The following is a 26,549-nucleotide window of genomic DNA, read 5'->3' on the forward strand; positions in this document are numbered from 1 at the left end:
TAGAACTGCGTAGTTTGTGAAGGAAGGAGTTACCGTTTTCCTTCATCTTTCGCAAGCACAATACTGTTCATTAGAACAAATTCATGCTATCTGGGAACGCAGCCGCACCTCCTCCGTCTCCTTCTTCCCCAACTCCAGAAGGCGGGCGGAAAGCGCGGGAACCCGATAGAAATAGTCCAACAGATCCTCCGCGATCTCCCGCACCAGCAGGCACGCCTCCTCGGTTGGTTCGCCATCGGAATCGAAGTGCGGTCCGAGCGTCCCCGCGAAGCGCAATGCATGGGCGAGATTCTTCAAAGGCTGCCGGAATTCCTCCTGATCCGCGAGGTGCTCGATCTGCCCGGCCAGATGACGCACGGAGTCCGTGGCCTTCATCGGCTGCCGGCAGATCCCTTCCAGCAAGCGCCGCAGCGAAGCCGATCCCGGCGAATAAAGCGCATTGTTCAGGCACTCCACCGCATCCTGATAGGCCCGCTGGATGGAGGCAGGCGCGTTTTCATACTCCTTCGCATCATCCTTGGCGGACAGCTCCATCAGACAGTGGATCTCCCCCGCTCCCGCGAAGGAGGTTTCCTTGTCATGAGGATCGAGCACGAAAACTTTCGCCCGGTGCTCGCAGGAGTTGCACGTCATGACTCCCACCAGACAAGCGTGATCCCCCGCCTCCGCCCACGCTCCGCAATCGAACGATGTCCGCTCGGGACAATGGGCACAGCGCACGCGGATGATCTGCGGGACATGATAGTCCCCGAAAACCGTCCAACGGCGCACCGCCTCGATCGCGATCTTTTGCATGATCCTGCATATCAGGAAGACATGGGTGGAGTCGATGAGGAAAAGCCCGGCTCCCACGCGCCCGCCGCCAGCTTTTCCGTGTATTCGCGCAAGTCGACCGGCCAACCGGCAAGGTGGCTGCTGAAAGCGCCCCGGTTTCCGGCAAACAACGCACGCGTCGCTTCCTCGTATCCCGGCAGATCCCCCGCCGCCGCGAGCATGAATTGATAGGCTGCTTCCTTCGCCGCCCGCATGCCGTCCGCGCCCACATTCGCGCGGCGCGCCTCTTCCACCAGTTTGCGCAGAGCCACCGAGGCCCCACCCGGTTGGCTGGAGAGCCAGTCCCAGTGCCGCGGCAGCAGCGTGACCTCCCGGGCCACCACCCCGAGCTTCGGGCGACCGCGCCCGGCCCGCACCGACCCTCCCTCCACGCCCTCCGGCGACTCCCGCAGATCCAGGTCCACCTGCTTGCCCGAGACATCCTCGAACACCATCGGCATTCTCTCCGCCCCGCCGTCCGCGTTCATCCGCTCTTTCAAAGCAAGGACCACCGAACGCCGATCCCCGGCAGCAATCCGGATTCCACCGACGAAGGCGGTAAAGTTGTCTTCATTCATCATGAGAGATTTTTTACCCGGATATAATTACCCCGCAAGTATTTTTACCCGGATTTTAATTCACCATCTGTTTACCGCACTTGCCCCCCGGCCACGCGGAGGCGAGAAACCCGCATGGAGGACGCGCTGGAGCCTGTGAAAAAGAGCCGTTGGGTGGTGGTGTTGCTGTGGTTGGTCCCGGCTTGGCTGCTGGTTTCTGCATCAGGCGCGATCTGGATGTATTTCCAATCGAAGAAGGAGCAGGAGCGGAAGGAGAGCATCAAGTTCGCCCGCGCCGTGTCCGCCAAATCCATCGCGGATGACCTCCAGAAGCTCGCCAAGGTCATCGGCCCGCGCCATCCGGCCGCAAACGAAGGCATCGGCCTCACCCGTGCCGCCGCGTGGATCGAAGGCAATCTCGGTCCCTCCAACACCGGCTACGCGGTGAAGCAAATCCCCGGCCCCGCCCAATGGCCGGTCCTGCAAATCGACCTCCGCGGCACCGATGACGATGCACCGGCGCTATGGATCGTCTCCGCCTACGATACGCCGCAGGATGAAAAGGCCGGTGACGCGACACACGCGGCCGCAGTCGTGGCCCAGATCGCCGCCGCGCAGGCCCTGGCCGGAGAAACCTTCGCCCCCACGCTCCATTTCGTCTTCCTGCCCCACGGCAATGAAACCCGGTCCGGCCGTGATCCCTTCGCGCCTCCCCAGGGCGACGAAGCCTCCCGGAAGGCGGCGGACGACCGCCGGAACGCCTGCATCGCCAAGCTCAAGACCATGATCCACGATGCCGGACCCGCGCTTTCCATCCTCCTCCTCGAGGACATGAACGGCGGGCAGTTCGTGAATGTCTCCACGCCAGATACGGTGAATCCCGTACTTTCCATCGTGCCCTCCTCCTTCGGCACGCGTTCGCCGTGGGATTCCAATCACATCAGCGTCAGGACGCTGTGCGACGCCCGCCTCCCCGCCGTGCGCGTTTCCGCCAGTGCCGCGGAAGAACCGGATGAAGACCCGCTCGCGCTGGTGTCCGGACAGCTCGTCGAACTGATCCGCCGTCTCGCGACGAAAAAGTAACTTTTCGCATAAAAACGTCTTGCGCGGCCGGGTCGGTGCCGCATACAACGCGCCCGCACCTCACGGGGCATTAGCTCAGTTGGTAGAGCGCCTGCATGGCATGCAGGAGGTCAGCGGTTCGAACCCGCTATGCTCCACCATCCTTCTCTTCCGATCGTTTCGGAAATCAGGATGGACCCCGTTGAATGAGGCACCCGATCGAATCCGGTCCGCTTTTCTTTCTCTTGCCGCACGCGTATTCGCGCGGCGGGACCACGATCACCAGCATCGACCTTCCAACCCGATGCCTGACTTCTTTCTATGCCCCGGCAGGAGCAAAGACGCCCCCTCACGGATAGCGCGTCATGAAAAGCAACAGGCCCAGCGGCCCGAGTGCCAACCCCCATGCCGCTCCCGACCACCCCATATCCCGGGGACGCCCCAGGAAATATCCTCCCACCGTCGAGACCGCGATGGTCACCAGCCAGCACTCCAAAAGGATGATCAACACGCGCCGCCGTATATCATCATCACGGATGACCCGCAAGTCCCCTCAACCCTCCCCAAAACAAAAGCGGGCTTCCCCTTCCATTGTCCGGAAAAGAAAGCCCGCTGGAAATTTCAGCGCGATCTCACTTGTCGCCGAACAAGCCCTTCAACCCGCCGACGATGCCGCCGAGCGCGCTGAGGTCCGGCATCTGGCCGGCCATGACCTGGTCGAGCATTCCCTGGTATTCGCCGGGGATCTTCGCCTTGATGAAATCCACCACGGCCTGGATGGCCTGCTGGGCTTGCTCCTGGCTGAGGCCGAGCCCGGTGAGTTTGTCTTCGAGTTCTTTCATGACGATGTGGGTGCGGGTTGGTTCGAATGGGAAATGAAATGATGACCGCGGAGATACCACTCTCCACGATCGGTCAGGATTGCTAGCGCAAGATGGTGCGGAATTCCAACAAAACCCTGTTCCCGCCATCACAATCGCCGTTCCCCTTCCAGCCCGGTTGACCCGTGGCGGAAATCTGTCATAGCTTCCCCCCCACGAAGGCCGGGATGGCGGAATTGGTAGACGCGCCTGACTTAGGATCAGGAGCCGCAAGGCGTGCAGGTTCGAGCCCTGTTCCCGGTACCATCACCCGTCGAGAGACTGGACAATGCCCCGATATTCCGGAGGCCAACTCAGGCCCTGGGTATCTTCGCACGTAGTTCCTCCTTCAGGAGGGCGTCTTGCACCTCATTTGTTCTCCACGGCTGCCAGATCCCGGGAGCTCCTGACAACGTCATGAAGGAAAGCTCCACTCATTTGGCTGCTGCAACGCCCGATCAACGTTGGAGACACCCTCCTGAAGGAGGAACTACATGCGAAGATGCGCTTCAGAATCCCCTTTAGCTCGGACTCAGCGGAGTCGTATCCTCCGGCCCGTCATCGTCATCGATGTCCTCATCCACCGAGGACTCGATCTCGCGGCGCAGGCGCTTCGAGATGAGCGGACGCACGAGACCATAGATCAGATACATGCTGAACAGCACCACCGGCATCACGTAGCGGAACTTCACCGTCACCACGATCAACACCGCCGCCAGCACGATCGCCCACAGCGTGCTGCGCGTGCGCAGGTCCACCTTCTTGAAGCTCGGATAGCGCACGTCGCTGATCATCAGCACGGACAGGCACAGCATCGCGCCCGCCAGGCCGTATTTCCAGAAACCCAGCTCGCGGTCCGTGCGGTAGAGATCGATGATCAGGAACGTCAGCGAGGCGATGAAACCCGCCGCCATCGGGATTGGGATGCCGCGGAACTCCGCCTTGTCGCCCGGCTTTTTCGGCAGCAGCGCGAGGCAGTTGAAGCGCGCCAGGCGCATCGCCCCGCACAGCAGATACACGAAAGCGAGGATCCAGCCCACATTGGCCGGCAGCGGAAACAGCACCGCCTTCGATACCAGCATCGCCGGTGCCATGCCGAAGGACACGATGTCCGCCAGCGAATCGAACTCCCGCCCGAACGGCGAATCCTGTCCGCCCAACCGCGCCAGACGACCGTCCAACAGGTCGAACAAACACGAGCCGAAGATCAGCAGGATGGCATACTCATAGTACTGCCGGGACACCTCGTAGTACTCCTTCGCCATCAGCGCGCCATCGCCGGAGACCCGCTGGACCTCCAGCAAGCCCTTGAAAATCATCAGCACCGCGAAGAATCCGCACGCCAGATTGCCCGCCGTCATCAGGTTCGGCAGGAAGTAGATCTTCGGTTCGTCCGGGTCTCTCTCGCGGGGCATCTTGAGGGACTATTCCCATAGGACCGGACCAGGAGACAGTAAAAACCCAAATGCCGGACAGGAAATCCTCAACCTCCCCGGGCACTGGGTAGTATCATCCGGGAGAGACCAGGACGCTCCTCTTACGACCTCGAAGAGGTTGCGGACAATAGCCGGAGTGTCGCGAAGCGACCTCCGGACCATGCGGCCCTTTCCATATTTTCTTCGACCCTGAAGGGGTCGCCCCCCGGTGGATCGGTCGGGATCTCGTATTTTTCCAATCCCCTGTCCAATATTCGCGGTTCAAATCCGCCGGTAGGGTATTAGCCTACGCTCATGGCGCAGCCGCAGATCACAGCCGATACGAAGATGGGGGACATCATGGACGCCCTCCCCGGAGCGCGCCGTGCCCTCTTCGCCCGCTATCATCTCGGCGGCTGCTCGAGCTGCGCCTTCTCCAATGACGAGACGCTCGCGGAACTCTGCCTGCGCGCGGAAAACCTGCCCGTGGATGAGGTCATCGCCCATCTGCTGGACAGCCACCAGCACGACCTCGCCATGCTGGTCGAACCGGTGGACGCGAAGACCCGCCTCGACTCCTCCGCCCCGCCGCGCCTCATCGATATCCGCACACGCGAGGAATTCGAGGCCGTCGCCGTGCCCGGTTCCGAGTTCTTCACCCAGGAACTCCAGCAACAGCTCTTCGCCGGAGATCCCGCCACCGTTGTCTTCCTCATCGACCACACCGGCCGCAATGCCCTCGACATGGTCGCCTGGTTCCGTGGCCACGGGCTGAAGGAAACCTACGCCATCACCGGCGGCATCGATGCCTGGAGCCGGGACGTGGACAAATCCTTGCCGCGTTACCGCGTCGAGATGGAGTGATCTTCGTACGTAGTTCCTCCTTCAGGAGGGCGTCTGAAGCATCGTTGCCCTACCCCGCCCTCCTGAAGGAGGAACTACAAACCCAGACAGGACCCTCCTTGCAAGGAGCCGCGCGATCATGCTGTATCGGCAGCGCACGTTTGCCCTCAGTCCATGAACCGTCGCCACTTCCTCGCCACCGGAGCGCTCGCCTCCCTTCCTCTCGCCGTCCGCGCTGAAGAAAAGTCCGCCGCGCCGGCTCCGCCCCCCACACCGAACACCCGCCCGAACCGCATCGGCATCTCCTCCTACTCCTTCTGGGGCTTCAACCGCGAGGACCTCCGCCCCATCGACATCTGCATCGAGCACGCCGCGCGCATGGGCTTCGATGGTTTCGAGATCCTGCAGAAGCAGCTCCTTTCCTGGGAACCCGCGGAGCTGATGAAGATCAAGCGCCGCGCCTTCCTGCTCGGCCTGGACCTCATGGGCTACTCCACCCACCAGGGTTTCCTCTCTCCGGACAAGGAAGCGCGGAAGAAAAACTACGACCACACGCTCGCCTGTCTCGAACAGGCCTACAACCTCGGCATCCCCACCATGCGCGTGAACTCCGGCCGCTGGGACACCATCAAGAACTTCGATGAACTCATGCGCCGCCGTGGCGAGGACGACCCCATCTCCGGCTACACCGAGGAAGACGCCTACCCGTGGGTCATCGAAGCCTACACCGGGCTCGCGGAGGAAGCGGGCAAACGTGGCATCATCATGGGCCTTGAGAATCACTGGGGCCTCGGCCGCACGCCGCAGGGCGTGAAGCGGGTGGTCGATGCCGTGAACTCGCCATGGCTCAAGGTCACGCTCGATACCGGCAACTTCCTCGAAAACCCCTATGACCGCCTCGCCCAGCTCGCGAAGGACACCGTCCTCATGCAGGCGAAGACCTACTACGGCGGCGGCGTCTGGTACACGCTGGAACTCGACTATCCCCGCATCGCGAAGATCATGAAGGACGCTGGCTACACCGGCTACATCTCTCTGGAGTTCGAGGGCAAGGAAGACCCGCTCACCGCGATCCCGAAGAGCCTGGAACTGCTGCGGAAGGCCTTCGCGTAGCTCTCTGCAACGTAGCTGGAGTCGTGAGACTTCAGGCTGGGCAGACGCACGCCATCCTCCGCATTTCCGGTCCCATGTCGTCTCTTGAAACCGGCGCGTTGTGACCGGGGCGGATCAGCCCCACCCGAAGTCCCACGACTCCGGCTACTATACATACCCTACTTCGCCGCCGCCTGGAGCTCGCGCATGGCGTCATCCTTCAGCGCGCCGTCCGGGAAATCCTCCACCCATTTGCTGGCTCCCTCGTAGTCCTTCCGCGCCCAGCGTTGCAGCACGGAAACCACCGCACGATTCTGCACCGCGCCGGGACGGATCTCGTCCGCCGCCAGGGTGGCCGCGTCCGCCGGGGAGTTCTCACCCGTGGCCGTCACCCAGCCGGTGATCGCCTCATCGCGTTCCGCCGGATCATTGCGCTCCTTCGCCCATTGCAGCGCGGCGGCCGGATCCTGCACGGACCACTCCGCCACCAGATGGGACATCACCTGCTGGCGCTTGTCACCGGCAGGCAATGCTTCCGCCGCATCGAGCGCCGTCGCCAGATCCGTGGTGACGCAGCTCCACGCCAGTTGCTCCAGCGTCGCATGGCGCTCCTTCTCGTCCTCGATCGCCTTCGCCCACGCCAGACCCGCCGCCGGGTCTTCCTGCGCGTAGCGCGCCACGGTGGTCGCCCGCTTCGCCGCGGCCTCATCGCCGCTGCTGGTGATCTCCTGCGTCACCACCGCGGGCCGAGCCTGCCGCTCCCGGTCCGGCCGGCCGCTGCCGGACGCGCTCGCGGAGGCGGCGTGCGACGGCTTCTGCGGATCGATCCCATCGTTCCCCTTCTTCCCATCGCAAGCGGCGAGGACGAGAGGAGCCACGAACACGGCCAGACGGAGCGAACGCATTCCGACATCCAAGCGTGGATCGGAAGGTTCCGCCAGCATCGATTTGCCGAAACCCCGCCCACGCCTGGATTCCTTCACCCGTCAGTTCCGCTGCGCCTTCAGGCGGAAGAAGTACTTCGGCGAGGCCGCCATGGAGTCCGGACAACCGACATCCACACCCACCCGTCCGCCCGCAGGCGTGCCGACGGTCAACTTCGATGTCCCGCCAGCCAGCCAGCTCCACGGACCGGTGCCGGACTTCGCCGCCAGCGTCGTCCACGTGCCCCCGAGCAGGTTGATGCCCTCGACCGTATAGGTCACATCGGACGCGGCTGGATCAGGCATGTCGAGATGGAACAGCGCGGGGGAAACGCCCGGCTTGAGCTTCGGCATCGGGGTCTTGCCGTCCAGCGGATCGGTGCCCAGCGCATACTCCAGCAGGTTGGAGACGCCGTCATGATCCGGGTCCGCGAGATCACCCGCCACCGCCGGATCATTGGCGGAAGCTCCGAACTTCGTTTTCTTCCACGCATCCACCGGCAGGTCCGCGATGGTCACAGTGCCGTTCACCGTCGCGCCCAGCGTGTAGGCCGCGTCCGCGGTGAGCGTCAGCACCGCCGTCTCGTCCCCTTCCGCTACGGCATCCACCGTAGGAGTGATGGTCACATCGGCCGAGGCGCTGCCCGCGGGAATCGTCACGGTAGAGGCCACGCTGGTGTAGTCGGTGCCATTGGTGGCGGTGCCGGACATCGCCACGTTCACCGTCAGCGCGGCCAGCGTCGAACCACTGCGCGAGATCGTGAACTTCCCGGCCACCGGACCGGACTCGCTGGCGCTGGGCAGCGGTGTCGTCATGGAAACCACCGGCAGCGGCGAGGTCGCCGTGACCGTCATGTCATCGAAGGTCTTCACCTCGCCATCGTCGCCGATCAAACGCAGCACATACGTCCCGCCCTGGCTGAAGCTCGCGCTCGTCGCCGGTGTGGAGGCGTTTCCAAAGGTCACCGTGCCCGGCCCGGAAACCTTCGTCCACGTCGTGGTCAGCGCGCCGGGCGAGACCGGCTTGCCATCGTCGCTCGCCGTTCCTGCCAGCGTCGCGTTTGCGGGCAGCAGCACCGGCTGATCCACGCCCGCATTCACCGCAGGCCCCACGTTCCCGGAGTAGCCGAACCCGCTCACGTTGTCGAAGGTCGCCGTGCCGCTGTTCGCGCTGTCCGAGCTCCAGCAAAGCCCCGCCCGCACGTCTCCGGCCATCGTGATCGTGCCGCGGGAGGTCCACGTCGTGCCGTCATCGGAATGATAGCCGGTGATCGTGGTTCCCACCCGCACCAGACGGCACCATGTCGGCAATCCCATCGCCGCTTCCGTGTACTGGTCGCGGACGTTCGCACCGCCCGCCGTGGTACGGGTGATCCAGTAGCCCCATTCGGTCGGAGTCGTATCCATCCCCACGAACGCGCTCACCCCGTTGGCCGCTCCGCCCGTGCCCAGGCGCACCACCAGACCCGCCCGCTCGGTGGTCGAGTTCGATATATTCGTTCCGCTGGCCACCCGCGTCTTCAGGTCGAAGTCTCCGCTGAAGGTCGATCCGAGCATGAAGAAACCGTCGGACGTGCCGCCGCTGTCGATGCCCGATGAAGCCCCGCTCAGGCTGTAGCTGGAGCTGCTGATCGTGGTGTAGCTGCCCGCCCCTCCGCTGCCGTAGGTATATCCCGCGAGAGTCCCGCCCGGGGTCACGCCCACGTTCACCGTCACGTCCGCGGTGGTGGTCACGCCGCCGTCATACGCGGACAGGCGCAGCACGTAGGTGCCATTCGCGGAAAACAGCGCCGTCGTGTTCAGCGCGTGCGTGTCGCCGAAGGTCACGGTGCCCGGACCACTCACCATGCTCCACGTCGTCACCAGCGCGGAAGGCTGGCCGTCATCCGTGGCGGTGGCTTCCAACAGCAGGCCCACGCCGGTGGGGATGCTGGTGCTGCCCACCGTCGGCGAGGTGATCGCCACCACCGGAGTCACATCGTTGTCCGCGATCGTCACCGTGCCGGTGCCAGCACCATTGATGCCGTAGCTCGGGTCCGCCGTCACCGTGAGGATCACCGTTTCACCGCCGGTCTCCTGGAGGAAGTCATCGATCGGAGTCACCGTGATCGTCGCACTGGTCTGCCCCGCCGGAATCGTCACCGTGCCGGAAAGCGCCTGGTAGTCCGTGCCGTTCGTGGCCGTGCCGGAAAGCGTGTAGAGCACGTTCAACGCGGCGGCCGTGGAACCACCGCTGCGCGTCACCGTGAAGCTGCCGGGATCGAGCCCCACCTCCGCGGCATTCGCATCCGGAGTCGCCAGCGCCACCGTCGTGATCGCCGTGTTCACCGTCACGTCATCGAAGGTCTTCACCCAGCCGTCGTTGGCCGTGAGACGGAGAACGTAGGTGCCGGACGAGGAGAACGAGGCCGTGGTGGCCGCCGCAGCCGCATTGCCGAAGGTGGTCGTGCCGGTGCCGGAAATCTGCGACCACTGGAGCACGGGCGCCGCCAGCGGCTGGCCGTCATCGGTCACGCTGCCGGACAGGCTCACGGAAGAAGTGGCCACCGTCTGATCCACTCCGGCATTCACCAGAGCGCCCTTGTTCACCAGCGGCGCCACCGTGAAGTTGTCGAAGGTCGCCGTGCAGGTGGAGCCGGTGTTGTTCGCGCACAAGCTCAGGCCCACATAGACATCCGTGCCCATCATGATCGTCGCCGTGGATTGCTGCGTCCACGTCACGCCATCCGCGGAATACGAGCCGGTCAGCGTGTTGCCCGCACGCGAGATCCGCACCCAGTACGGCGCGGTCGCTCCGGCGGTGTTGCTGTTGTCACTGCCACCGTCGGTGGAGTCGCGCCACTGCATCGCCGTGCCATTGCCGGGAGTCACGCTCATGAAGGCATGCTTCGATCCCGCCGCCAGCGATTCGCGGATCATCACGCCCGGCTTCGCCCAGGACGAAGTGTTCGTCACCGAGATCACCCGCGCCGTCACCGTCACATCGCCGTGCGCCCGCTCGAAGGCATAGCGGAACGAATCCGCGTTGTTCCACAGGTCGCCGCTGCGGCAGGCCAGCGTGTGTACGCCGGTGCCCTCGTTCAGCGAATAGCTGCCCGCGCTGACGCTGCTACCGATGTCCTTCGCGTAAAGCGTGTCGGTCCCGCCCACGTTCACGATCTGGTCGGCGGTGGAGGTCTGGTTGCCATCGTAGGCGGAGAAACGCACCACATACGTGCCGTTCGCGGAGAAGGTCGCCGTCGTGTTCAACGCCGCGGGCGTGCCGAAGGCCACCGTGCCCGGACCGCTCACCTTCGTCCAACTGTAGGTCATCGGCGCGGGCAGGCCGTCATCCGTGGCGGCGGCTTCCAGCAACAACCCCGCCCCCGCGGGCAACACGATGTTCGGATACAGCGGGCTGGTGATCTGCACATACGGCGCGAAGTCGTCGTCCTCGATGGTGATCGAGTCGAAGTACGGCGCTCCTAGTGTGTAGTTTGCATTGGTGGAAAGTGCCACCAGCACGTACTCGTCGCCCTCGCTGGCGCTGTCGTTGATCGGTGTCAGCGTGATGGTCTTGCTCGCGGAACCCGACGGGATGCTCACCGAAGTGCCGATGGAGGTGTAGTCGCTGCCGCTCGTCGCACTGCCGGAAACCGTGAAGTTCACCGTCAGCGCGTTCGTCGTCGGCCCGGTGCGGCTCACCGTGAAGGTGCCCGTGGTCGCGCCCGTTTCCGTCGCGATGTTGTCCGTGGCCACGATGCTCACCACCGGCATGTCATCGTCCGTGATGGTCACGGTGGCGGCGGCGGGCGAACCCACCGTGTAAACCCCGGCGCTCGCGGCCAGCGTCACGATCACCGTCTCGGAAGTCTCCGCCGTGGCATTGTCCACCGGCGTGATCGTCACCGGCGCGCTGGAGGCACCCGCCGGGATCGTGACCGAGGTGCCGATCGCGGTGTAGTCCGTGCCGGAGGTCGCCGTGCCGGAAACCGTGAAGTTCACCGTCAACGCGTTCGTCGTCGGCCCGGTGCGACTCACCGTGAAGGTGCCCGTGTCCGTGGCCGAAGGGCTCTCGGCCGCGGTCGCATCCGTAGCCGTGATCGTCACCACCGGCGTGTCGTCATTGGCGATGGTGTAGGTGTGCGAGACATTCGCGCCCAGATCCGCGCCGACCGGATTGGAAAGCCCCACGATGATCGTGCGGTCCGGCTCGATCACCGCGTCATCCACCACCGTCACCGGGATCAGCTTCACCGTCTCGCCCGCGTTGAAGGTGAGCGTGCCATTCGCCAGCGTGTAATCCGTGCCGGATACCGCCGTGCCGCCGGTCACCGCGTAGTCGACCGTCACCGCCGCAGCCGGCTTGAAGCTCAGCGCCACCGGCAGGTTCACCGTGGTGTTCGATTCCGGACCGGAGGAAGCGGCCGCCGCAAAGCCGACGGTCGGCTGCGCGGGCGGCACATCGTTGTCCGAGATCGCGAGGATGTGCTGGGTGATCGTGCCGAGGCCGGCCCCGCCCGCATTCACCAGCGAAACCACCACGTTCTCGGTGTTCTCCACGATCTGGTCATCGGTGATCTGCACCGGGATGTTCAGCGTGGTCGTGCCCGCCGGGAAGGTCAGCGTGCCCGAGGCCAGCGTGAAGTCCACGCCGCTGCCCTCGGCATTCGTCACCGAGCCGGCACGCCACTGGAACGCCACACCGTTGCCGGGTGTCAGCGAGCTCATGCCGTGGCGGGCATCGTCGAAGAGACTCTCGCGGATCATCACCCCGGCCTTCGTCCACGCCACGCCACCGCTGATCGCGGTCACACGCGCGGTCACCGTGCAATCGCCCGTGACCGGCGTGGAAACGAAGTAAAACGAATCCACGCTGTCGTAGATGTCATTCGTCTGCGACTTGAGCGTGTAGGTGCCGGAGACGTTCGTCCAGCTTCCCGGCTTCGGCGTGTAGCCCACGTCCGTGCCGGTGAAGGTGCCGCCCGCAGGAGTGACCGTGACGTTGTCGAACGTCGCCGTCGCCTGCGAGGCCGCGCTGTTGTTCGAGCCGAGGCACAGCCCCACGAAGGCCGTGTTGCCCATGCCGATCGTCTGCGTGGTCCCCTGCTGCGTCCATGTCACGCCATCGGAGGAACGATACGCCGCCAGCGAGTTGCCGGTGCGCGTCATCCGCACCCAGTACGGCGCGTTCAGGCCGGTGGTGTTGCTGTTGTTCGAGGAGGTCGAACCACTACCCACCACGTAGTTCACCGTCACCGGATTCACGGAGGCGGCGGAGAGGCTCACCGGGATATTCACGGTGCCCGCGCCCTCGGCGGTGGTGCTCGCGGCGCTGTTGAAGCCCACCGTCACCGCGGAGGTGTCGTTGTCCCCCAGATACAGGGTGGCCGGCAGCGGCGAGCGGGAATACGCGCCCGGAGCCAGCGTCAGGATGATCGTTTCCGTCCCCTCCCCAGCCGTGTCGTTCACGGGCGTCACCGTGATGTCCACGAAGGACTTGCCCGCGGGAATGGTGGCGGTGCCGCTGAGCGCGGTGTAGTCGCTGCCATTGGTGGCCGTGCCGCTCATCGTGTAGTTCACCACCAGATCGGCCGTGGTGGAACCGGTGCGCAGCAGCGTGAACTTGCTGTTGGTGGCAGGCTCCGCCGGGCTGGTGTTGGACGCATCCACGAACACCGTCGGCTGCTCGTCATCGTAGAGCCACATCGTGGCATGATCGCTGGCAGGCCAGGTGACGTAGGACGCGGACGGAGTGATCGTGAGCGTGACATCCTCCAGGTCCTCCACCGCCACATCGTTGATGGGCGTGACCGTCACATCCACCGTGCGGTTGCCGCTGCCCGCCGGGATCGTCACCGTTCCGCTGAGCGCGTTGTAGTCGCCGCCCGGCGTGGCGCTGCCGCCGACGGTGTAGTTCACCGTGAACGACGAGGTCACCACTCCACTGACGGCGAACCGGAAGATGCCCGCCGTGCCGGACTCGCCGAACGAATCCTCCGCCGCGGCCACCGAGACGAACGGCTTGTTCGCCGGGTTGCTCTTGATCGTGAGCGTGCTCGTCGAATTACTGCCCAGCTTGTAGTTCGATCCCAGCGAGCCGAGCAGGATCGTCACCGTCTGGTCATCCTCCAGGATGCCATCGTCGATCGGCGCGATCGTCACCGCCGCGCTGGTCTGCCCCGCCGGGATCGTCACCGATCCGGGCAGGATCACGTAATCGACTCCCTGCAACGCCGAGCCCGCGAGGCTGTAGTAGAGCGTGAGATCCTGCGAGGTGTCCCCGGTGCGGGTGACGAGGAAGGTGCCATTGTCCGCCGGGCTCGCGCCCTCCGTGGCGATGGCATCGGACGTCGTGACCGTGAGGATCTGCAGGTCGTCATCCACGATCGTGGCCGTGGCCGCGTTCAATGGTGAGGCCTCGATGAGGTAGGCGGCATTCGTGGACAGTGTGACCACCACCGTCTCGTTCGTCTCGGAGGCGCTGTCGTTGATCGATGTCACCGGGATGTCCGCGGAGGATGCTCCGGCAGGAATGGTCACGGAACCGGGCAGCGCGGTGTAGTCCCCGCCCGCGGTGGCCGTGCCGCCCACGGTGTAGTTCACCGTCAGCGCGGCGGTGGTGGGGCCGTTGCGGCTCACGCGCAGCAGCGCCGGAGTGGCGGAGTTTTCCACCGTGACCGGCACCGCGGCCACGATGCCCACCTTCACCCCGTTCGTATTGGGATCGTTGTCGATGATCGTCACGGTCGCCTCCTGCGAACCACCGATCACATAGGACGAACTCTGCGCCAGCAGCAGCCGCACCGTCTCCGGGCCTTCCGTGCTGGCGTCCGTCTTCGGTGTGACCGTCACGTCCAGCGAGGCCGCGCCCGCGGGAATGGTCAGCGTGTTCGAGGAGATCGCCGGGGACAGCGTGTAGTCCGTGTTGTTGGTCGCCGTGCCCGCCACGCTTTGCATGGTGATCGCCAGCGCGTTGGTCGTCGGACCCGTGCGGGTCAGCGTGAATTTTCCGGTCGATCCGGCCAGATCCTCGGTGCAGGTCGGCACCGTGGCCGTGATCGTCACCACCGCTCCGGCGGCGGCATCGAAGTTCGCGGTGTCCGTGTTCGGCCCCACTGTGATCGAGGAGCCCTGGCTGCCGGTGAAGCTGTAGCCATCCAGCCGCGGCGTCACCGAGTAGGTGCCCGCCGCGAGGCCCACCAGCGTGTAATAGCCGTCCGAGTCCGTGACCGTCTCCTTGTTCGTGGTGGAAACCGGGATGTTCGCCAGCGGCTGGACGCCGTTCGTCACCCGCCCGCCGATGCTGTAGGTGGTGTTCGTGCCGACGTTGACCACGATGCTGCGCACCGCGGTCTTCCCCTTCATGTCGGACACCGTGCAGGTCACCTGGTACTGGCCCGCGGAGCTGAAGGTGCGGTTGATGGACGCCGCGTTCGGCAGCGCCGTCTTGTCGCCATTACCATAAGTCCAGTAGTAGGACAGCGCGTCGCCATCCGGATCGTTCGCCACCGCATTGAAGGTCACCGTCGCGCCCGTGGGCACGTTCGTCGCGGAGGCGTTCAGCGCGAGCGTGGGCGGCTGGTTCCCGGGGAACTGGCCGAGGTTCACCACCACGTCCACCGTCTTCGGGCTGGTCGCCTTGTTCACCGCCACGGGCGTGAGGTGGATGCCGGAGGCGGCGTCCGAGAACGTGCGGCCCACGATGATGTTGCCGTCCGCCTTGCCGTTGATCGAGCCCGGCGTGGTGTCGATGAGCTGGTTGTTGCTGCCGCCGCCGGACGGATACTTCCATTCCAGGCGGATGCCATTGGACTGCCACGGCTGGTTCGCGTCCGCATCGGAAAGCTGGCGCACCTCCGCGTAGTAGGTGCGCAGCGGGTCCTTCACGATCTTCAGGCCGTAGCTCAGCGCCGGATCGAGGATGTTCGAGTCGTGCGCCGCGATGCGGTAGGTGCCGCTGGAGGCCACGCTGGTGAGGTTGTCCGCCGTGAACCACTTGATCTGCTCCTTGGAGGCGATGTTGTACTGGCCGGTGGTGATGCTGCCGCCGCCCATGATGTCGAAGTCATCGCCGTATTCCTGGTTCGAACCGTAGCCGATGCCATTGACGCCGTTGCTGTCCCAGAAGTTCGCGTGCGCCAGGCCGAAGGTGTGGCCCATCTCGTGCGCCACCACCTCGCGCCAGGTGGAGCTGTAGATCCACACGCTGTTTCCGCCCACCGTGCCCCAGCCGCCCGCGCCGCGGGACACGCCGTAGGCGTAGGATTGCAGCACCACGATGCAGTCGTAGTTCGCCGGATCAAAGCCAGCCGCCTTCGCCGCCGCGCGCGCGTCCGTGTGGGTCAGGCCGAGGCAGTCGATGTTGCCGCCGTTGTCCGCATCGTTCGCCTGATACCACTTGCCATTGTGCGGCATCATCAGGCAGGGCGTGACCGTGGTGGCGATGGTGAGCTTTCCGAAGGACGACTTGTTGTAGTAGTCGGCGATGTCCTTCATCGTGTTGTAGGCGTTCGCCTCCGTGGTCGGCGCCACGTTCTCGTCCGGGAAGGTCACCGGGATGTAGAGCACCTTCATCACGCCGAGCGCCTTCGTGGAAACGTAGGGCAGCGGCCCGTTGAAGCCCACTCCGCCGCCACCCGCGCCCTCACCGGCCACCAGCTGGTTTTCGAAGACCGTGGTGTGGCTGCCATTGCACAGGTAGAACACCTGGCCCTGCGCCTCCACCACCGGCTCGTCCGCCTTCACCGCCGCAGCGGCCTGCTCCGGCGGCAGCGCCGTGGAGTTTCCGGAAACCGGGCAGATCTCCACCTTTGGCAGCGCCGGGTCCGGGCGCTCGCCCACCTCCAGCGGCCGCACCGGGCGGGGATCGAGCGCGAGCTGCGCCATGCCGCCCTTCGGCCGGACCGCCACGCCGTTCACCGAGCGGTTCGCCTTGTAATCCATCAGATACTGCTCACGCCCGGACGTGTAAGCCTGGTAGGTCACGCCATCGTTCAGCTCCAGATAATGCACCGCGGCCACCGGCACACTGCCCGGCAGCGTGGTATTCGCATACGTCCGCAGCGCCCCCACGCCGCGCACGCGCTCCTCCAGATGAGCCGTCACCTTCGCAGGCAGATCCTGCCGCACCACCATCGGCACCGCCTCCGCCAGCGCGCGCGCCGGATCGGTCTTGATGAGCTTCAGGAATTCCGGGCGGCGCGCCTTCGCCAGCGCCACACCCTCGTCCGCCGCCGCCTTCCGCTCCTCCGCGGATGCCGCCATGTAGCCGCGCGACCAGTCCTTGAAGGCCTCCAGCTTCCCGAAGTCCACCGGACCGCCCTCCACCGGACGCGGCTCCTTCGCCACCTCCGCGCGGGCCGCCGCCTCATGGCGGAGCGCTCCACCGGGACGGAACGGGCTGGATGATTTCTGGTAAATGTAGGTGCCGAGCGCGAACGCGCCACAAGCGGCCAATGCTGCAACAAGCCGGGAACGACGGGACATGGGTTTTTTGGGATGCCTGAAGAGATGCAAAGAACGGGAACAACAAAGTCACATGGCCGGAAATGAGACCATCGCGTCGCGAAGACGGCCTTCCGGCGTGAAGAGCCCTGTCGGCTCGAAACGGGAATCGGACAAAAATGCGGATCAGGGACGGATGCCTGGGTGCCGGAAAAAGCGCCGGATGCCTCCGGCGGAAGTTTTGGGTTTTCTGGGTTTCTGATGCGAACGAATGAACGATCCGACGGTTTTCAACCGTAGAACTATCGGCGCATTAGCCGTGCGCGGAGGGGTTAGAAAGCAATTTCCTGCGGACAGGTCCAAATAGGGAAAAAATGCGGGAATATCGGGGAATCGCCTGCCATTTCCTGCGTAAAATCCCTCCCCCCGGCGCGCCAACGGGGAACGCAAGGGGCGTCCTCCCAGACCGGAGTCGCGGACCTTCGGGACACGGCCCGCCCGGCCACCTTCTCCTTGCCTCCCGCCGGGGTCTTCCCAACTCTCCGCGCATGCCTCTGGCGCGATTTCAAAAGGTGGCCGTCGCGGCGCTGTGTTCCCTGCTGCTCCTGATCGTCGCCGGGGCGGTGGTGCGCGTGAGCGGCGCGGGCATGGGCTGCCCGGATTGGCCGACGTGCTGGGGCTGCCTGGTGCCGCCGACGAAGGTGGAGGACGTGGATTTCTCCAAGCTCAAGATCCAGAAATTCAAGGACAAGGCCGCCCGCGAAGGCCGCGATCCGGACACCATCACCTCGGAAACCCTGCGGGCGGAATTCAACCCGCGCCTCGCCTGGACGGAGTATCTCAACCGCCTCTGCACCACGCCCCTGTCCGTCTTCACGCTGGCCACGTTCATCCTGTCCTTCTGGCAGCGGCGGCAGCGCCCCTCCGTCTTCTGGGCGGCGTTCCTGAGCCTGCTCCTCATCGGCGTGAACGCGTGGATGGGCGCGCGCATCGTCTATAGCGGCCTGAAGCCCGGCATCATCACCACCCACCTCGCGCTGGCCATGGCCATGTTCGGCCTGCTCGCCTGGTGCGCGTGGCGCGGCACGGACCGCCCGTGGCGCGCGGACATCGCACAGGCTGCCGCCGGGAAGCTGAAATGGGGCCTCGTCCTGCTGCTGGGCGTCGTCATCGCGGAGGGCATCCTGGGCGCGCAGATCCGCGAGATCACCGATGAAATGGCGAAGGCCCACCACGCCGCGCCGAAGGAACAATGGATCGGCGAGCTGGAGCGCCAGTGGATCTACTTGATTCATCGTAGTTTCTCGTGGGTGGTGCTGGTGGTCACCCTGTGGCTCTATCTCATCGCGGCCCGGCACGGGAACCCCGGACGCGTGGGGAAGGCGGTGCTCGGCATCGTGCTCGCGCAGATGGTGCTGGGGGTGGTCATGTCCCAGGTCCACCTCTACGCGGGCGTGCAGGTCCTGCACGTGGTGCTCGCCGCGGTGCTGCTGGTGTTCAACTGGCTGTGGCTGTTCGGGGCGTGGGAGGTGGGGACGCACCGCGAGGGCTGGTGGGGGGAACGTCCGCTGGTGTAGCCGGAGTCGTGAGACTTCGGGTTGGGTGGATTCGCGAAGGCGCGTGCAGGATCGGTGGGCCTTTGAGCGGCCAGTGGTTGGTGGCCGGTGATCAGTGAAGAGAGGAAAAGAACCAGAGGAGCGTTCTTCTTCTTTTCTGGCCACTCCACGGCCAACTGGACCCGCACAGCTTTTGGCGAGTCTTCCCCGCCCGAAGTCTTACGACTCCGGCTACGCTGGAAAGAGTGCCAGATTTCTCTTCCCCCGCGCCGCCTGATGGGAATACTCCCCCGCGTCACCGCAAGGAGGCATGCCGGTTTAGCTCAGTGGTAGAGCAGTTGATTTGTAATCATCAGGTCATCGGTTCAAATCCGATAACCGGCTCCAGTTTCCGAGGAGCCTCGCGCTACTTTTTCCACTCCGCGATGGCGTTCCGCAGCAGCAGCAGCTCGCCGATGTTTTCCGCGCTGAGCAGGCCGATCACGCCCTGCTCGCGGGTATCCCGCACCGGCAGCACCTCGGACGGCAGGGCGCGCAGGACCTCGAAGGCCTGCTTCAGCGGCGTGGCGGGAAAGACCGCCGGGATGTCGCGGAAGATCAGCCCCACCAGCGGATGCTCCGGACCGTAATGAGTGAGCCCCTCGATCAAGCGTCCGCGCGTGAGGATGCCTGCCAATGATCCATCCGCGGCGAGGATCGGGAAATCGTGCTGAGATCCGGCGATGAGGGCGTCCGCCGCGTCCTTGAGCAGGCCGCTTTCCGGCAGCGTGTGGAAGTCGGTGATCATCGCATCCGCCAGCGTGAGATGGCGCAGCGCCTCATTGGTCTGCACCGCTTCGTTCTCCCCGCGGGCGGCGAAGAAAATGAACAGCGCGATCAGGAAGAACATCGGGTGCAGCCACATCAGCGCCATGACCACGCCCGCTCCGGCGATGGCCTGGCCGATCATGGAGGCGATGGCGGTGGCCCGCGCATAGGGCAGGAACATCGCCAGCAGCGCGCGCAGCACGCGCCCGCCATCCATGGGGAACGCGGGAATCATGTTGAAGATCACCAGCGCGATGTTGATCTCCATCAACCGCTGGCCGAGGCCGACCGGTGAGGAGAAATCCAGGCCGCGCGGCGTGTCCGCGGCGGGCAGGCCGAGCATGGCCATGAGCACGCCCGCGATCACCACATTCACCATCGGTCCGGCGAGTGCGACGATGAGCTCCTGCACCGGCTTCTCCGGGATGCGCTCCAGCCGCGCCAGCCCGCCGATGGGCAGCAGCGTGACATCCGGGGTGCGGATGCCGAAGGCGCGCGCGGCGAAGATGTGGCCGAACTCATGCAGCAGCACGCACAGGAACAACGCGCCGGTGAAGGCCAGCGCGCCCGCCGCCACGACCGCCCCGCCCTTGGCGAAGTACATCATGCCCACCGCCGCCAGCAGCAGCAGGAAAGTCACATGGATCTTCACCACCGTTCCGGCGATGGTGGCGATGGGAATCGACCATTTCACGCTTCATTCTAACACAGAGCCACGGGAAGGAAACGCGGGTTTTGAGGGGACTCTTCGTAGCCGGAGTCGTGAGACTTCGGCTACGGGAAGAGATCACACGCGCCCCGGCAGCCAGGCGCGTGATCCCATCGAGCGCGAGCCGACGGGGCGGAAGAATTCCTCCATGCCCTCGTGCGCGCGGAGGTCGGCGATGGCTTCGGCGATGTGGCCATGCTGCCAGCGGAAGCCCGCCTCGCGAAGGCGGCGCGGATCGGCCCAGCGGCTTTTCAGGATCAGCTCGGTTTCCGTGCGCAGCACCTTCGCGCCGATCTCCAGCATCCACCGCGCCGCAGGCAGGCCGATGGGCATGCCGGCCGCTTCGCGGAAATGGCGCATGAGTTCCGCATTGGTCGGGAACTCCGGCGCGGTGAGATTGACCGCGCCATCCATGAACGGTTCGTGCCGCAGGAAATCGACCGCGCGCAGGAAGTCGCCGATGTGGATCCACGAGACGCGCTGCGTCCCCTTCCCCATCGTGCCGCCGAGTCCGGCGCGGACGAGTCCACGCAGGACCTCGAACACGGTCTCCGGTTCATTCGCCAGCACCATGCCGGTGCGCAGCGCGATCTTCCGCGTTTCACCGGGCACCATTTCATCGAAGAACGCCAGCTCCCAGCGCCGCGCGACATCGACCGAGAAGCCCTCGCCGGGTTCGCCGCGCCATTCGTCCTGCGGAGCATCCTCCGCATGGCGGTAGTAGGTGGCGGTGGACGAGTTCATCCACACCTTCGGCGGCACGCGGCAGCCGCGGATGGCCTGGCCGATCACGCGGGTGGAGGCGATGCGCGAATCGAGAATCTCGCGGCGGTTCTTCTCATCGTAGCGGCAGTTCACGCTGCGCCCGGCGAGATTGATCACGAGCTCCGCGCCTTCCAGCGCCAGCGCCCACGGGCCAAGCGTGCGGCCGTCCCATTCCAGGAACACGCCATCGCCGCTCCAGCCGCGCTTGTGGCGGGCGATCGATGCGACCTCGTAGCCCTGCCGGGAATAATGGCGTGCCAGGTAACGGCCAAGGAAGCCATTGGCACCGAAGATCACGACAGTAGGTTTCATCGCTGGGCGGGAGTGAGAGGTTCGGGAAGGGAAACGCGTGGCAGCGCGGGGGGCAAGCCGCATCCGCCATCCGTGCACACGGGATCGGGCGTCTGGCGGAGATAGCCGGCCAATTCGTCATCGCCGCGGAGCCGGAGCAAGGTGGAGAGGCGCAGGCGGTTTTCGGAAATCAGGTTGATCACCTTGATCACCCACGGTTGCAGCGCGGGAGCGGCGAGGCGGTAGGACCACGCGCTGTAGTCGCGGGTGGCCCACAGGCAGGTCAGCCAGGCCCCGGTGCCCTGCCACCAGCGGCCGTCATCGGCGAGGACCACCACGTCCTGATCCGCCCGCACCTCGCGGATGCGGGGAAACAGGCGCAGCGCCTCCTCCGAGTCATAGGGGATGAAGCGGATCGACACCCGCGCGGGCCGGGTCATGAGCCACCGGCGGAACCGGTTGCACAGCCCGCAACGGGCATCGAAGAAGATCGTGAGCGATTTCATGGGTGGGAAGTGTGATCGGATTCGTTCGATTCAATTCAGTGCCATGGCTCGGGTGGCCAGATGCCGCAGATGGCACTCCTCCCGCCATCGCGCCGCGACGGCAGCGACAGCCCCGTATGCTCCGGCAATCAGGCTCGGACCGAATCTTCCCAAATAGACGATCTCGTATGCTGCCACAGGCAGCATTCCGAATACGAATCCGGTGAGACCCACCCCATACGCGGTCCAACCATGCCTCGGCCATGCCCAGTAGATGGGCAGAGCGATCACCAGCCACGCCGGGAAACAGACGATCGCCGTTGCCACCGCCCAGATCAGCCAGAGCTCAGGAGATTCTCCCAATGCACAGGCGACCAGGAGGACCAGCCCCACCAGCCACGCCATCACCATCCCATAGAGGGAATGACGGACGCTCACTCCACTGCGCTCCTCGCGCAGCTTTGTGATGATGTCGTCGCGGTTCAATTTCATGGCAGGAGGAGCTTGGCGTTTGAAACAAGGTGGAGGTTCAGCGTTGCGGCATCACCGGCGGCTGCGGGATCATACCAACCGGCGGTACCGGAGGCGGGGCTTGGTCCCAGGCGGCGCGGCGGCGCATGCGCGTGAAGACGAGCAGGTTGAAGAAGTGCATGCCGCCCAGAGCGAGCATCACGATGCCGATCTTCGAGCTGACGGTTTCGAAGATGCCGCGGGTGTCGTTCACGTCCCCGGTGATGCGCAGGTAGAGCGAGACGAAGCCGAGGTTGATGAGGTAGAAGCCCACGACCAACAGGCGGTTCACGCTGTCCGCGAGATTCTCGTTGCCGTGGAAGCACTCCACGAGGAACACACGGCCGTTTTTGAAAAGCGTGCGTGCGACCCATATGGTGAGCGGCAGCGCGAGGATGAGATAGGTGGCGTAGGTGGTGACGGTCGGGTTCATTTTATTCTGTTTTTTCAGTAATTAATGAAAATAAGGGCGAAATAAAAAGGCGGGGTCAGCCCAGCAGTTTGGCGGCGAGTTGGATGGCGAAGCCGTGCTTCATGCGGGAAACCTTGTCGGAGACCTTGGAGGCGAAGCCGATGAATTCCTCGAGCTGGCGGATCTGGTCGTGGAAGGCCTTGCCCTCGGCGGATTTCATGTTGGCGGTGCTTTCCGAGCATTTGCCGAGCAGGGCCATGGCGGGCTCGATCTCGCGGCGCTTCCGCTCGCGGGCGACGGTGGCGAAGATCTGCCAGACGTCCTTTTCTGCCTCGAAGTATTCCTTGCGTTCACCCTTCTTCGCCACGATGCGGACGAGGCCCCAGGCGACGAGTTCCTTGAGATTGGTGTGGGCGTTGCCACGGCTGACGTGGAGCTGCTCCATGACGTCATCCGTGGTCAGCGGATCGGTGGAGGTCATGAGCAGCGCGTGGATCTGCGCCATGGTGCGGTTGATCCCCCACTGCGTGCCGAGCGCGCCCCACTGCGTCACGAATTCCTCGCGTGCTGCTTTCAGGGTTTCGGCCTCGGCGCTCATCTTGTTTTCACTATTTACTGAAAATTCAGACAGACAAGAAAAATGTTCCGCTTCGGTCGTGGCAGTAGGTTTTGACCACGGATTTCACGGATTGAACGGATTTGGGAAAGAAGAATGGGACCACAGATTTCGCAGATTACACAGATTGGAGAAAAAGGAATCATAGGGAGCTGCGATGAGGATGGGCGCTGAATCACCTTCTCTTCAATCAGCGTAATCTGTGTAATCTGTGGTTTCCTTTCCCGGACGCCATGAGTGCTTCGACAGGCATGTGGAACTGACCGCGCTCTTTCCAAAATCCGTTCAATCCGTGAAATCCGTGGTCATCCCAGCGTGTCAGGGAAACCGTGCTTCCTGCGCGATGAGAGCGTGCAAATCTCCCGCAGACTGGCGGTGGATTTCCGGTCGCTGGCGGGTAGGTTTCCTGCATGTCCGGGAAATGGATGTCCGTGTTCTCCGCTTGTTTCATGACCGTCATCGGCATGACAGAGGCAGCGCCGCTGCGCATCCTGGCGGTGGGCGACAGTCTCACGGAGGAATACGCCTACGAGCTGACCTTCAGCGCGCCGGACTCAGACAAGACGAACGCGAACGTGCGGAACTGGCCGGAGCTGCTGCGGATCTACCGGCCCACGGAGGCGAGCCTGGGCCCCTACGAACCGACCGCCTTTTCCTACAGCGACCTGCGCAATGCCGGGCACGAGTGGAACTTCGGCATTCCCGGGATGACGATCCGGAACTGGATCGTGCTGCTTGCCACAAACAATCCGCTCGATCCACCCTCCGGAGAGGCGCTCGGCTACGGCTACTATGCAACCCGTAGCGCGCTGATCAACCAGCTCCCATCCGCGGAGGTGATCGTGATCGTGCTCGGCTCGAACGACCTCAAGCAGGACTACAACGACATTTTCAATAGCACCGAGCCCGCGAGCTTCTATACGCTCATCACCGCGCGCCTCGGCTCGATCCATGACTGGATCCGCCAGCGCCGGCCCACGACGCCGATCGTGATCGCCACCATTCCGGACGTCGGTGCCACGCCGGTGATCGCAGGTACATACAGTGATCCGGTGCGGCGGGCTTCGGCGCGGGCGAAGATCGCCACGCTGAACCAGAACATCGTGAACCTCGCGGCCTCGAAAGGCGCGACGGTGGCACGGCTCGACAAGCTCACGGACCGCGTGTTCGATGAAGTCCCCTTCCAGCTCAATGGCACGGTGTTCACGCTGGCGGGCGCTCCCGAGAACCCTCCGGACCGCGTGTTCTGCAAGGACAGCTTCCACGCGGCCACGGTGGCGCAGGCGCTGATCACCAACACGATCCTCACCGCCTGCACGACCGCCACCGGCCGGGCGGTGACGCAGTTCTCGAACCGGGACATCCTCACGCTGCTGGGATTCAATCCGGATGCTCCGTACAATACCTGGGCTGCGGCTTATCCGGAATTGGGCGCGCAGAATGCGGATGATGATCGTGATGGAGTGCAGAACCTGGTGGAGTATGCGCTGGGGACTTCGCCGAAGCAGTTCGGCACGCCGTTCACCTTCACCACGCCGACGACACTGCGTTTCGGCACGTCCGCTACCGCGCTGCGCTATGCCTCGCTGACAGTGACGGAGTCCACGAATCTGAGCACGTGGAGCGCGGTGCCTGCGGGACGGATCACCATCGGTGGGGATGGGACGTGGACGGTCGCGCCATCGGGAGCGGCGAAGACGTTCTACCGGCTGGCGGCATCGCCACGGCCGTGAGGATTTGGATGTAGTCGAAAGTTCTGCTTTCGAATGGTATCCGCCAGCTCCAGTTGGCGGTGGACGGTCAGGCCAATCGATCCTTTTTCCCAAAGAGGGAAAGCTGGAGCTTCCCCCCACATTCCGAACGATGGAACATGCCCTCCGCCCGTGACAGCGCGTCGTTTTTCGCTACCGTTCCGGTCATGCGAATCGTGCGGCGGCTTCTTCCCCTGCTCCTGCTGGCGGTCCTGCCGGCGCAGACGCGGGCGGCGGTGAAGATCCTCGCCATCGGGGACAGCCTGACGGAGGAATACACGGACGAGGCATCGCTCGCGGGCATCGGTCCGAACATCCACAACTGGACGGAGCTGATCCGCAGCTATCGTGCGACGGAGGCGAACCTCGGCACGTTCAAGGCGGGGAACTACTTCGATTGGCGTACCAAAGGCGCGTCCGCGAATTTCGCGTTCCCGGGTTTCACCACCTCGGACTGGATCGGCATCCTCAACACCACGTCCACCACCAACTACGACGGCAAGACGAAGGCCGCGATCATCAGCGAGCTGCCGACCGCGAACGTGGCGGTGATCTTCCTCGGCGCGAACGATCTGAGCGATGTCTACGGCAGCGTGTTCAACAACACGGAATCGCCCACCGCGCTGAGCGACATCGTCAACCGGATCGCGACGATCCACGACTGGGTCCGAGCGCGCGACGCCACCATCCCCATCGTGATCTGCACCGTGGCGGACATCGGCGCGACACCGAGCAAGGCCGCGACCTACAGCGATCCGGCGAAGCGAATCACCACGCGTGCGAAGGTGGCCGCGTTCAACCAGAGCATCATCACGATGGCACAGGGCAAGGGTGCGACGGTGGCGCGCATCGACCGACTGACGGACCGCGCATATGACGAGAATCCCTTCAACCTGAATGGCACGGTATTCACGCTGGCGGGCGCTTCCAACAATCCGGCGGGCCGCGTGTTCAGCCAGGACAATTTCCACCCGGCGACAGTGGGGCAGTTTCTGATCCTCAATGAAGTGCTGGCCGCGTGCAAGACGGCCACCGCGCAGACGCTGACGGTGTTTCCGAACCGGGAGATTCTCACCAATCTCGGGTTCAATGCCGATGCGCCTTACAATACGTGGAGGGCGGGCTATGCGGGACTCGGTGTCCCAACGGCGGATGATGACAAGGACGGCCTCCCGAATCTGGTGGAGTACGCGCTGGGCACCTCACCGCAGACGCGGACATCACCGTGGACCTTCACCGTGCCGATGAATGGGACGGTGAAGTTTCCGACATCCGCGATCAACCTGCGTTACGCGAGCCTGACGGTGATGGAGTCCGTGAACCTCACGACATGGTCGGCCGTACCCGGAAACCGCATCACGGTAGCCGGTGATGGCACGTGGACAATCATCCCCGCAAGCAGTGGCAAGGGATTCTATCGTCTCAAGGCGGAGGTGAGGCCGTAGGTGATTCCACAGCCCCGGTGGCATTGATCATCATTCGCATTGGGGCGGTTCCGTCTTCCGACCTCGGAGAGGTCGCAGATCATAGCCGGAGTGTCGCGTAGCGACCTCCGGATCAGGATCTCTCTCTGAATTCCGACCCCGATAGTGGGTCGCAGAAGGGCGTAAAGACCGGGGAAAACGAATCACCGGAAACGCTTTACGAACCTTGCCG

General features: G+C 64.4%; 19 protein-coding genes and 3 tRNA genes. 9 read left to right on the top strand and 13 right to left on the bottom strand.

What is annotated here, in order from left to right:
- Positions 1-81: 81 nt before the first annotated feature.
- Both KBB96_RS07395 and KBB96_RS07400 read right to left on the bottom strand, forming a co-directional pair.
- Complete coding sequence (locus tag KBB96_RS07395) at positions 82-795, bottom strand: DUF4145 domain-containing protein (protein ID WP_211633979.1); 714 nt, start codon at positions 793-795, stop codon at positions 82-84.
- A gap of 11 nt (positions 796-806) precedes the next feature.
- On the bottom strand, positions 807-1,394 hold the full coding sequence (locus KBB96_RS07400; protein ID WP_211633980.1) for a DUF2239 family protein: 588 nt from the start codon (positions 1,392-1,394) through the stop codon (positions 807-809).
- Positions 1,395-1,505: 111 nt separating this feature from the next.
- Between KBB96_RS07400 and KBB96_RS07405 the strand changes: the two genes are divergently transcribed.
- Both KBB96_RS07405 and KBB96_RS07410 read left to right on the top strand, forming a co-directional pair.
- Entirely contained in the window at positions 1,506-2,453 is a 948-nt protein-coding gene (locus KBB96_RS07405; RefSeq protein ID WP_211633982.1) for a hypothetical protein, read from the top strand.
- A gap of 64 nt (positions 2,454-2,517) precedes the next feature.
- Positions 2,518-2,593, top strand: a tRNA-Ala gene (locus KBB96_RS07410).
- A 188-nt stretch (positions 2,594-2,781) separates the two neighbouring features.
- Here the strand turns inward: KBB96_RS07410 and KBB96_RS07415 are convergent.
- Positions 2,782-2,943: a hypothetical protein gene (locus KBB96_RS07415; RefSeq protein WP_211633983.1), complete on the bottom strand. Its 162-nt coding sequence runs from the start codon at positions 2,941-2,943 to the stop codon at positions 2,782-2,784.
- 121 nt (positions 2,944-3,064) lie between these two features.
- Positions 3,065-3,274 (bottom strand): hypothetical protein, encoded by a 210-nt coding sequence (locus KBB96_RS07420; RefSeq protein WP_211633984.1) that lies wholly within the window; start codon positions 3,272-3,274, stop codon positions 3,065-3,067.
- A gap of 200 nt (positions 3,275-3,474) precedes the next feature.
- Here KBB96_RS07420 and KBB96_RS07425 point away from each other — a divergent pair.
- Positions 3,475-3,559 (top strand) — tRNA-Leu (locus KBB96_RS07425).
- Between the two features lie 254 nt (positions 3,560-3,813).
- On the opposite strand, the gene pssA is transcribed toward KBB96_RS07425, so the two are convergent.
- Complete coding sequence (pssA, locus tag KBB96_RS07430) at positions 3,814-4,707, bottom strand: CDP-diacylglycerol--serine O-phosphatidyltransferase (protein WP_211633985.1); 894 nt, start codon at positions 4,705-4,707, stop codon at positions 3,814-3,816.
- A 315-nt stretch (positions 4,708-5,022) separates the two neighbouring features.
- On the opposite strand from pssA, the gene KBB96_RS07435 reads away from it, so the two are divergent.
- Entirely contained in the window at positions 5,023-5,571 is a 549-nt protein-coding gene (locus KBB96_RS07435) for a rhodanese-like domain-containing protein (protein ID WP_211633986.1), read from the top strand.
- A 153-nt stretch (positions 5,572-5,724) separates the two neighbouring features.
- Entirely contained in the window at positions 5,725-6,663 is a 939-nt protein-coding gene (locus KBB96_RS07440) for a sugar phosphate isomerase/epimerase family protein (RefSeq protein ID WP_226373669.1), read from the top strand.
- Between the two features lie 158 nt (positions 6,664-6,821).
- Here KBB96_RS07440 and KBB96_RS07445 read toward each other — a convergent pair whose 3' ends face one another.
- Together KBB96_RS07445 and KBB96_RS07450 are read right to left on the bottom strand one after the other, a co-directional pair.
- Entirely contained in the window at positions 6,822-7,547 is a 726-nt protein-coding gene (locus KBB96_RS07445) for a hypothetical protein (RefSeq protein WP_211633988.1), read from the bottom strand.
- Between the two features lie 81 nt (positions 7,548-7,628).
- A complete protein-coding gene (locus tag KBB96_RS07450) occupies positions 7,629-17,033 on the bottom strand; it encodes a Calx-beta domain-containing protein (RefSeq protein ID WP_211633989.1) in 9,405 nt (3,134 codons plus the stop codon).
- Positions 17,034-17,539: 506 nt separating this feature from the next.
- Between KBB96_RS07450 and KBB96_RS07455 the strand changes: the two genes are divergently transcribed.
- Both KBB96_RS07455 and KBB96_RS07460 read left to right on the top strand, forming a co-directional pair.
- On the top strand, positions 17,540-18,568 hold the full coding sequence (locus KBB96_RS07455) for a COX15/CtaA family protein (protein ID WP_211633991.1): 1,029 nt from the start codon (positions 17,540-17,542) through the stop codon (positions 18,566-18,568).
- Between the two features lie 291 nt (positions 18,569-18,859).
- Positions 18,860-18,934 (top strand) — tRNA-Thr (locus tag KBB96_RS07460).
- Between the two features lie 19 nt (positions 18,935-18,953).
- Here the strand turns inward: KBB96_RS07460 and KBB96_RS07465 are convergent.
- The 6 genes from KBB96_RS07465 to KBB96_RS07490 form a co-directional block, all read right to left on the bottom strand.
- Positions 18,954-20,048, bottom strand: coding sequence for a site-2 protease family protein (locus KBB96_RS07465; protein WP_211633992.1), 1,095 nt, complete (start codon positions 20,046-20,048; stop codon positions 18,954-18,956).
- A gap of 93 nt (positions 20,049-20,141) precedes the next feature.
- Complete coding sequence (locus KBB96_RS07470) at positions 20,142-21,140, bottom strand: TIGR01777 family oxidoreductase (protein ID WP_211633993.1); 999 nt, start codon at positions 21,138-21,140, stop codon at positions 20,142-20,144.
- Complete coding sequence (locus tag KBB96_RS07475) at positions 21,137-21,625, bottom strand: thiol-disulfide oxidoreductase DCC family protein (RefSeq protein WP_211633994.1); 489 nt, start codon at positions 21,623-21,625, stop codon at positions 21,137-21,139. The genes KBB96_RS07470 and KBB96_RS07475 overlap by 4 nt, the downstream gene beginning before the upstream one ends.
- 30 nt (positions 21,626-21,655) lie before the next feature.
- Positions 21,656-22,096 carry a hypothetical protein gene (locus KBB96_RS07480; RefSeq protein ID WP_211633995.1) on the bottom strand — a complete coding sequence of 147 codons (441 nt, stop codon included), beginning with the start codon at positions 22,094-22,096 and terminating at the stop codon, positions 21,656-21,658.
- A gap of 37 nt (positions 22,097-22,133) precedes the next feature.
- The gene (locus KBB96_RS07485) at positions 22,134-22,547 is read right to left on the bottom strand and encodes a hypothetical protein (protein WP_211633996.1); all 414 of its coding nucleotides are present in this window, start codon (positions 22,545-22,547) and stop codon (positions 22,134-22,136) included.
- Between the two features lie 55 nt (positions 22,548-22,602).
- Positions 22,603-23,124 carry a GbsR/MarR family transcriptional regulator gene (locus KBB96_RS07490; protein ID WP_211633997.1) on the bottom strand — a complete coding sequence of 174 codons (522 nt, stop codon included), beginning with the start codon at positions 23,122-23,124 and terminating at the stop codon, positions 22,603-22,605.
- Between the two features lie 428 nt (positions 23,125-23,552).
- On the opposite strand from KBB96_RS07490, the gene KBB96_RS07495 reads away from it, so the two are divergent.
- Both KBB96_RS07495 and KBB96_RS07500 read left to right on the top strand, forming a co-directional pair.
- The gene (locus KBB96_RS07495) at positions 23,553-24,875 is read left to right on the top strand and encodes an SGNH/GDSL hydrolase family protein (RefSeq protein WP_211633999.1); all 1,323 of its coding nucleotides are present in this window, start codon (positions 23,553-23,555) and stop codon (positions 24,873-24,875) included.
- 137 nt (positions 24,876-25,012) lie between these two features.
- A complete protein-coding gene (locus KBB96_RS07500; protein ID WP_211634001.1) occupies positions 25,013-26,338 on the top strand; it encodes an SGNH/GDSL hydrolase family protein in 1,326 nt (441 codons plus the stop codon).
- Positions 26,339-26,549 lie beyond the last annotated feature (211 nt).

Source organism: Luteolibacter ambystomatis (genome assembly GCF_018137965.1).
GTDB classification, from domain to species: domain Bacteria; phylum Verrucomicrobiota; class Verrucomicrobiia; order Verrucomicrobiales; family Akkermansiaceae; genus Luteolibacter; species Luteolibacter ambystomatis.

Bases quoted from the DNA above. Each gene is read 5' to 3' on its own strand.
- KBB96_RS07395 (WP_211633979.1), bottom strand. From the start codon at position 795: ATGCAAAAGATCGCGATCGAGGCGGTGCGCCGTTGGACGGTTTTCGGG.
- KBB96_RS07400 (WP_211633980.1), bottom strand. From the start codon at position 1,394: ATGATGAATGAAGACAACTTTACCGCCTTCGTCGGTGGAATCCGGATT.
- KBB96_RS07405 (WP_211633982.1), top strand. From the start codon at position 1,506: ATGGAGGACGCGCTGGAGCCTGTGAAAAAGAGCCGTTGGGTGGTGGTG.
- KBB96_RS07420 (WP_211633984.1), bottom strand. From the start codon at position 3,274: ATGAAAGAACTCGAAGACAAACTCACCGGGCTCGGCCTCAGCCAGGAG.
- pssA (WP_211633985.1), bottom strand. From the start codon at position 4,707: ATGCCCCGCGAGAGAGACCCGGACGAACCGAAGATCTACTTCCTGCCG.
- KBB96_RS07435 (WP_211633986.1), top strand. From the start codon at position 5,023: ATGGCGCAGCCGCAGATCACAGCCGATACGAAGATGGGGGACATCATG.
- KBB96_RS07440 (WP_226373669.1), top strand. From the start codon at position 5,725: ATGAACCGTCGCCACTTCCTCGCCACCGGAGCGCTCGCCTCCCTTCCT.
- KBB96_RS07445 (WP_211633988.1), bottom strand. From the start codon at position 7,547: ATGCGTTCGCTCCGTCTGGCCGTGTTCGTGGCTCCTCTCGTCCTCGCC.
- KBB96_RS07450 (WP_211633989.1), bottom strand. From the start codon at position 17,033: ATGTCCCGTCGTTCCCGGCTTGTTGCAGCATTGGCCGCTTGTGGCGCG.
- KBB96_RS07455 (WP_211633991.1), top strand. From the start codon at position 17,540: ATGCCTCTGGCGCGATTTCAAAAGGTGGCCGTCGCGGCGCTGTGTTCC.
- KBB96_RS07470 (WP_211633993.1), bottom strand. From the start codon at position 21,140: ATGAAACCTACTGTCGTGATCTTCGGTGCCAATGGCTTCCTTGGCCGT.
- KBB96_RS07475 (WP_211633994.1), bottom strand. From the start codon at position 21,625: ATGAAATCGCTCACGATCTTCTTCGATGCCCGTTGCGGGCTGTGCAAC.
- KBB96_RS07480 (WP_211633995.1), bottom strand. From the start codon at position 22,096: ATGAAATTGAACCGCGACGACATCATCACAAAGCTGCGCGAGGAGCGC.
- KBB96_RS07485 (WP_211633996.1), bottom strand. From the start codon at position 22,547: ATGAACCCGACCGTCACCACCTACGCCACCTATCTCATCCTCGCGCTG.
- KBB96_RS07490 (WP_211633997.1), bottom strand. From the start codon at position 23,124: ATGAGCGCCGAGGCCGAAACCCTGAAAGCAGCACGCGAGGAATTCGTG.
- KBB96_RS07495 (WP_211633999.1), top strand. From the start codon at position 23,553: ATGTCCGGGAAATGGATGTCCGTGTTCTCCGCTTGTTTCATGACCGTC.
- KBB96_RS07500 (WP_211634001.1), top strand. From the start codon at position 25,013: ATGCCCTCCGCCCGTGACAGCGCGTCGTTTTTCGCTACCGTTCCGGTC.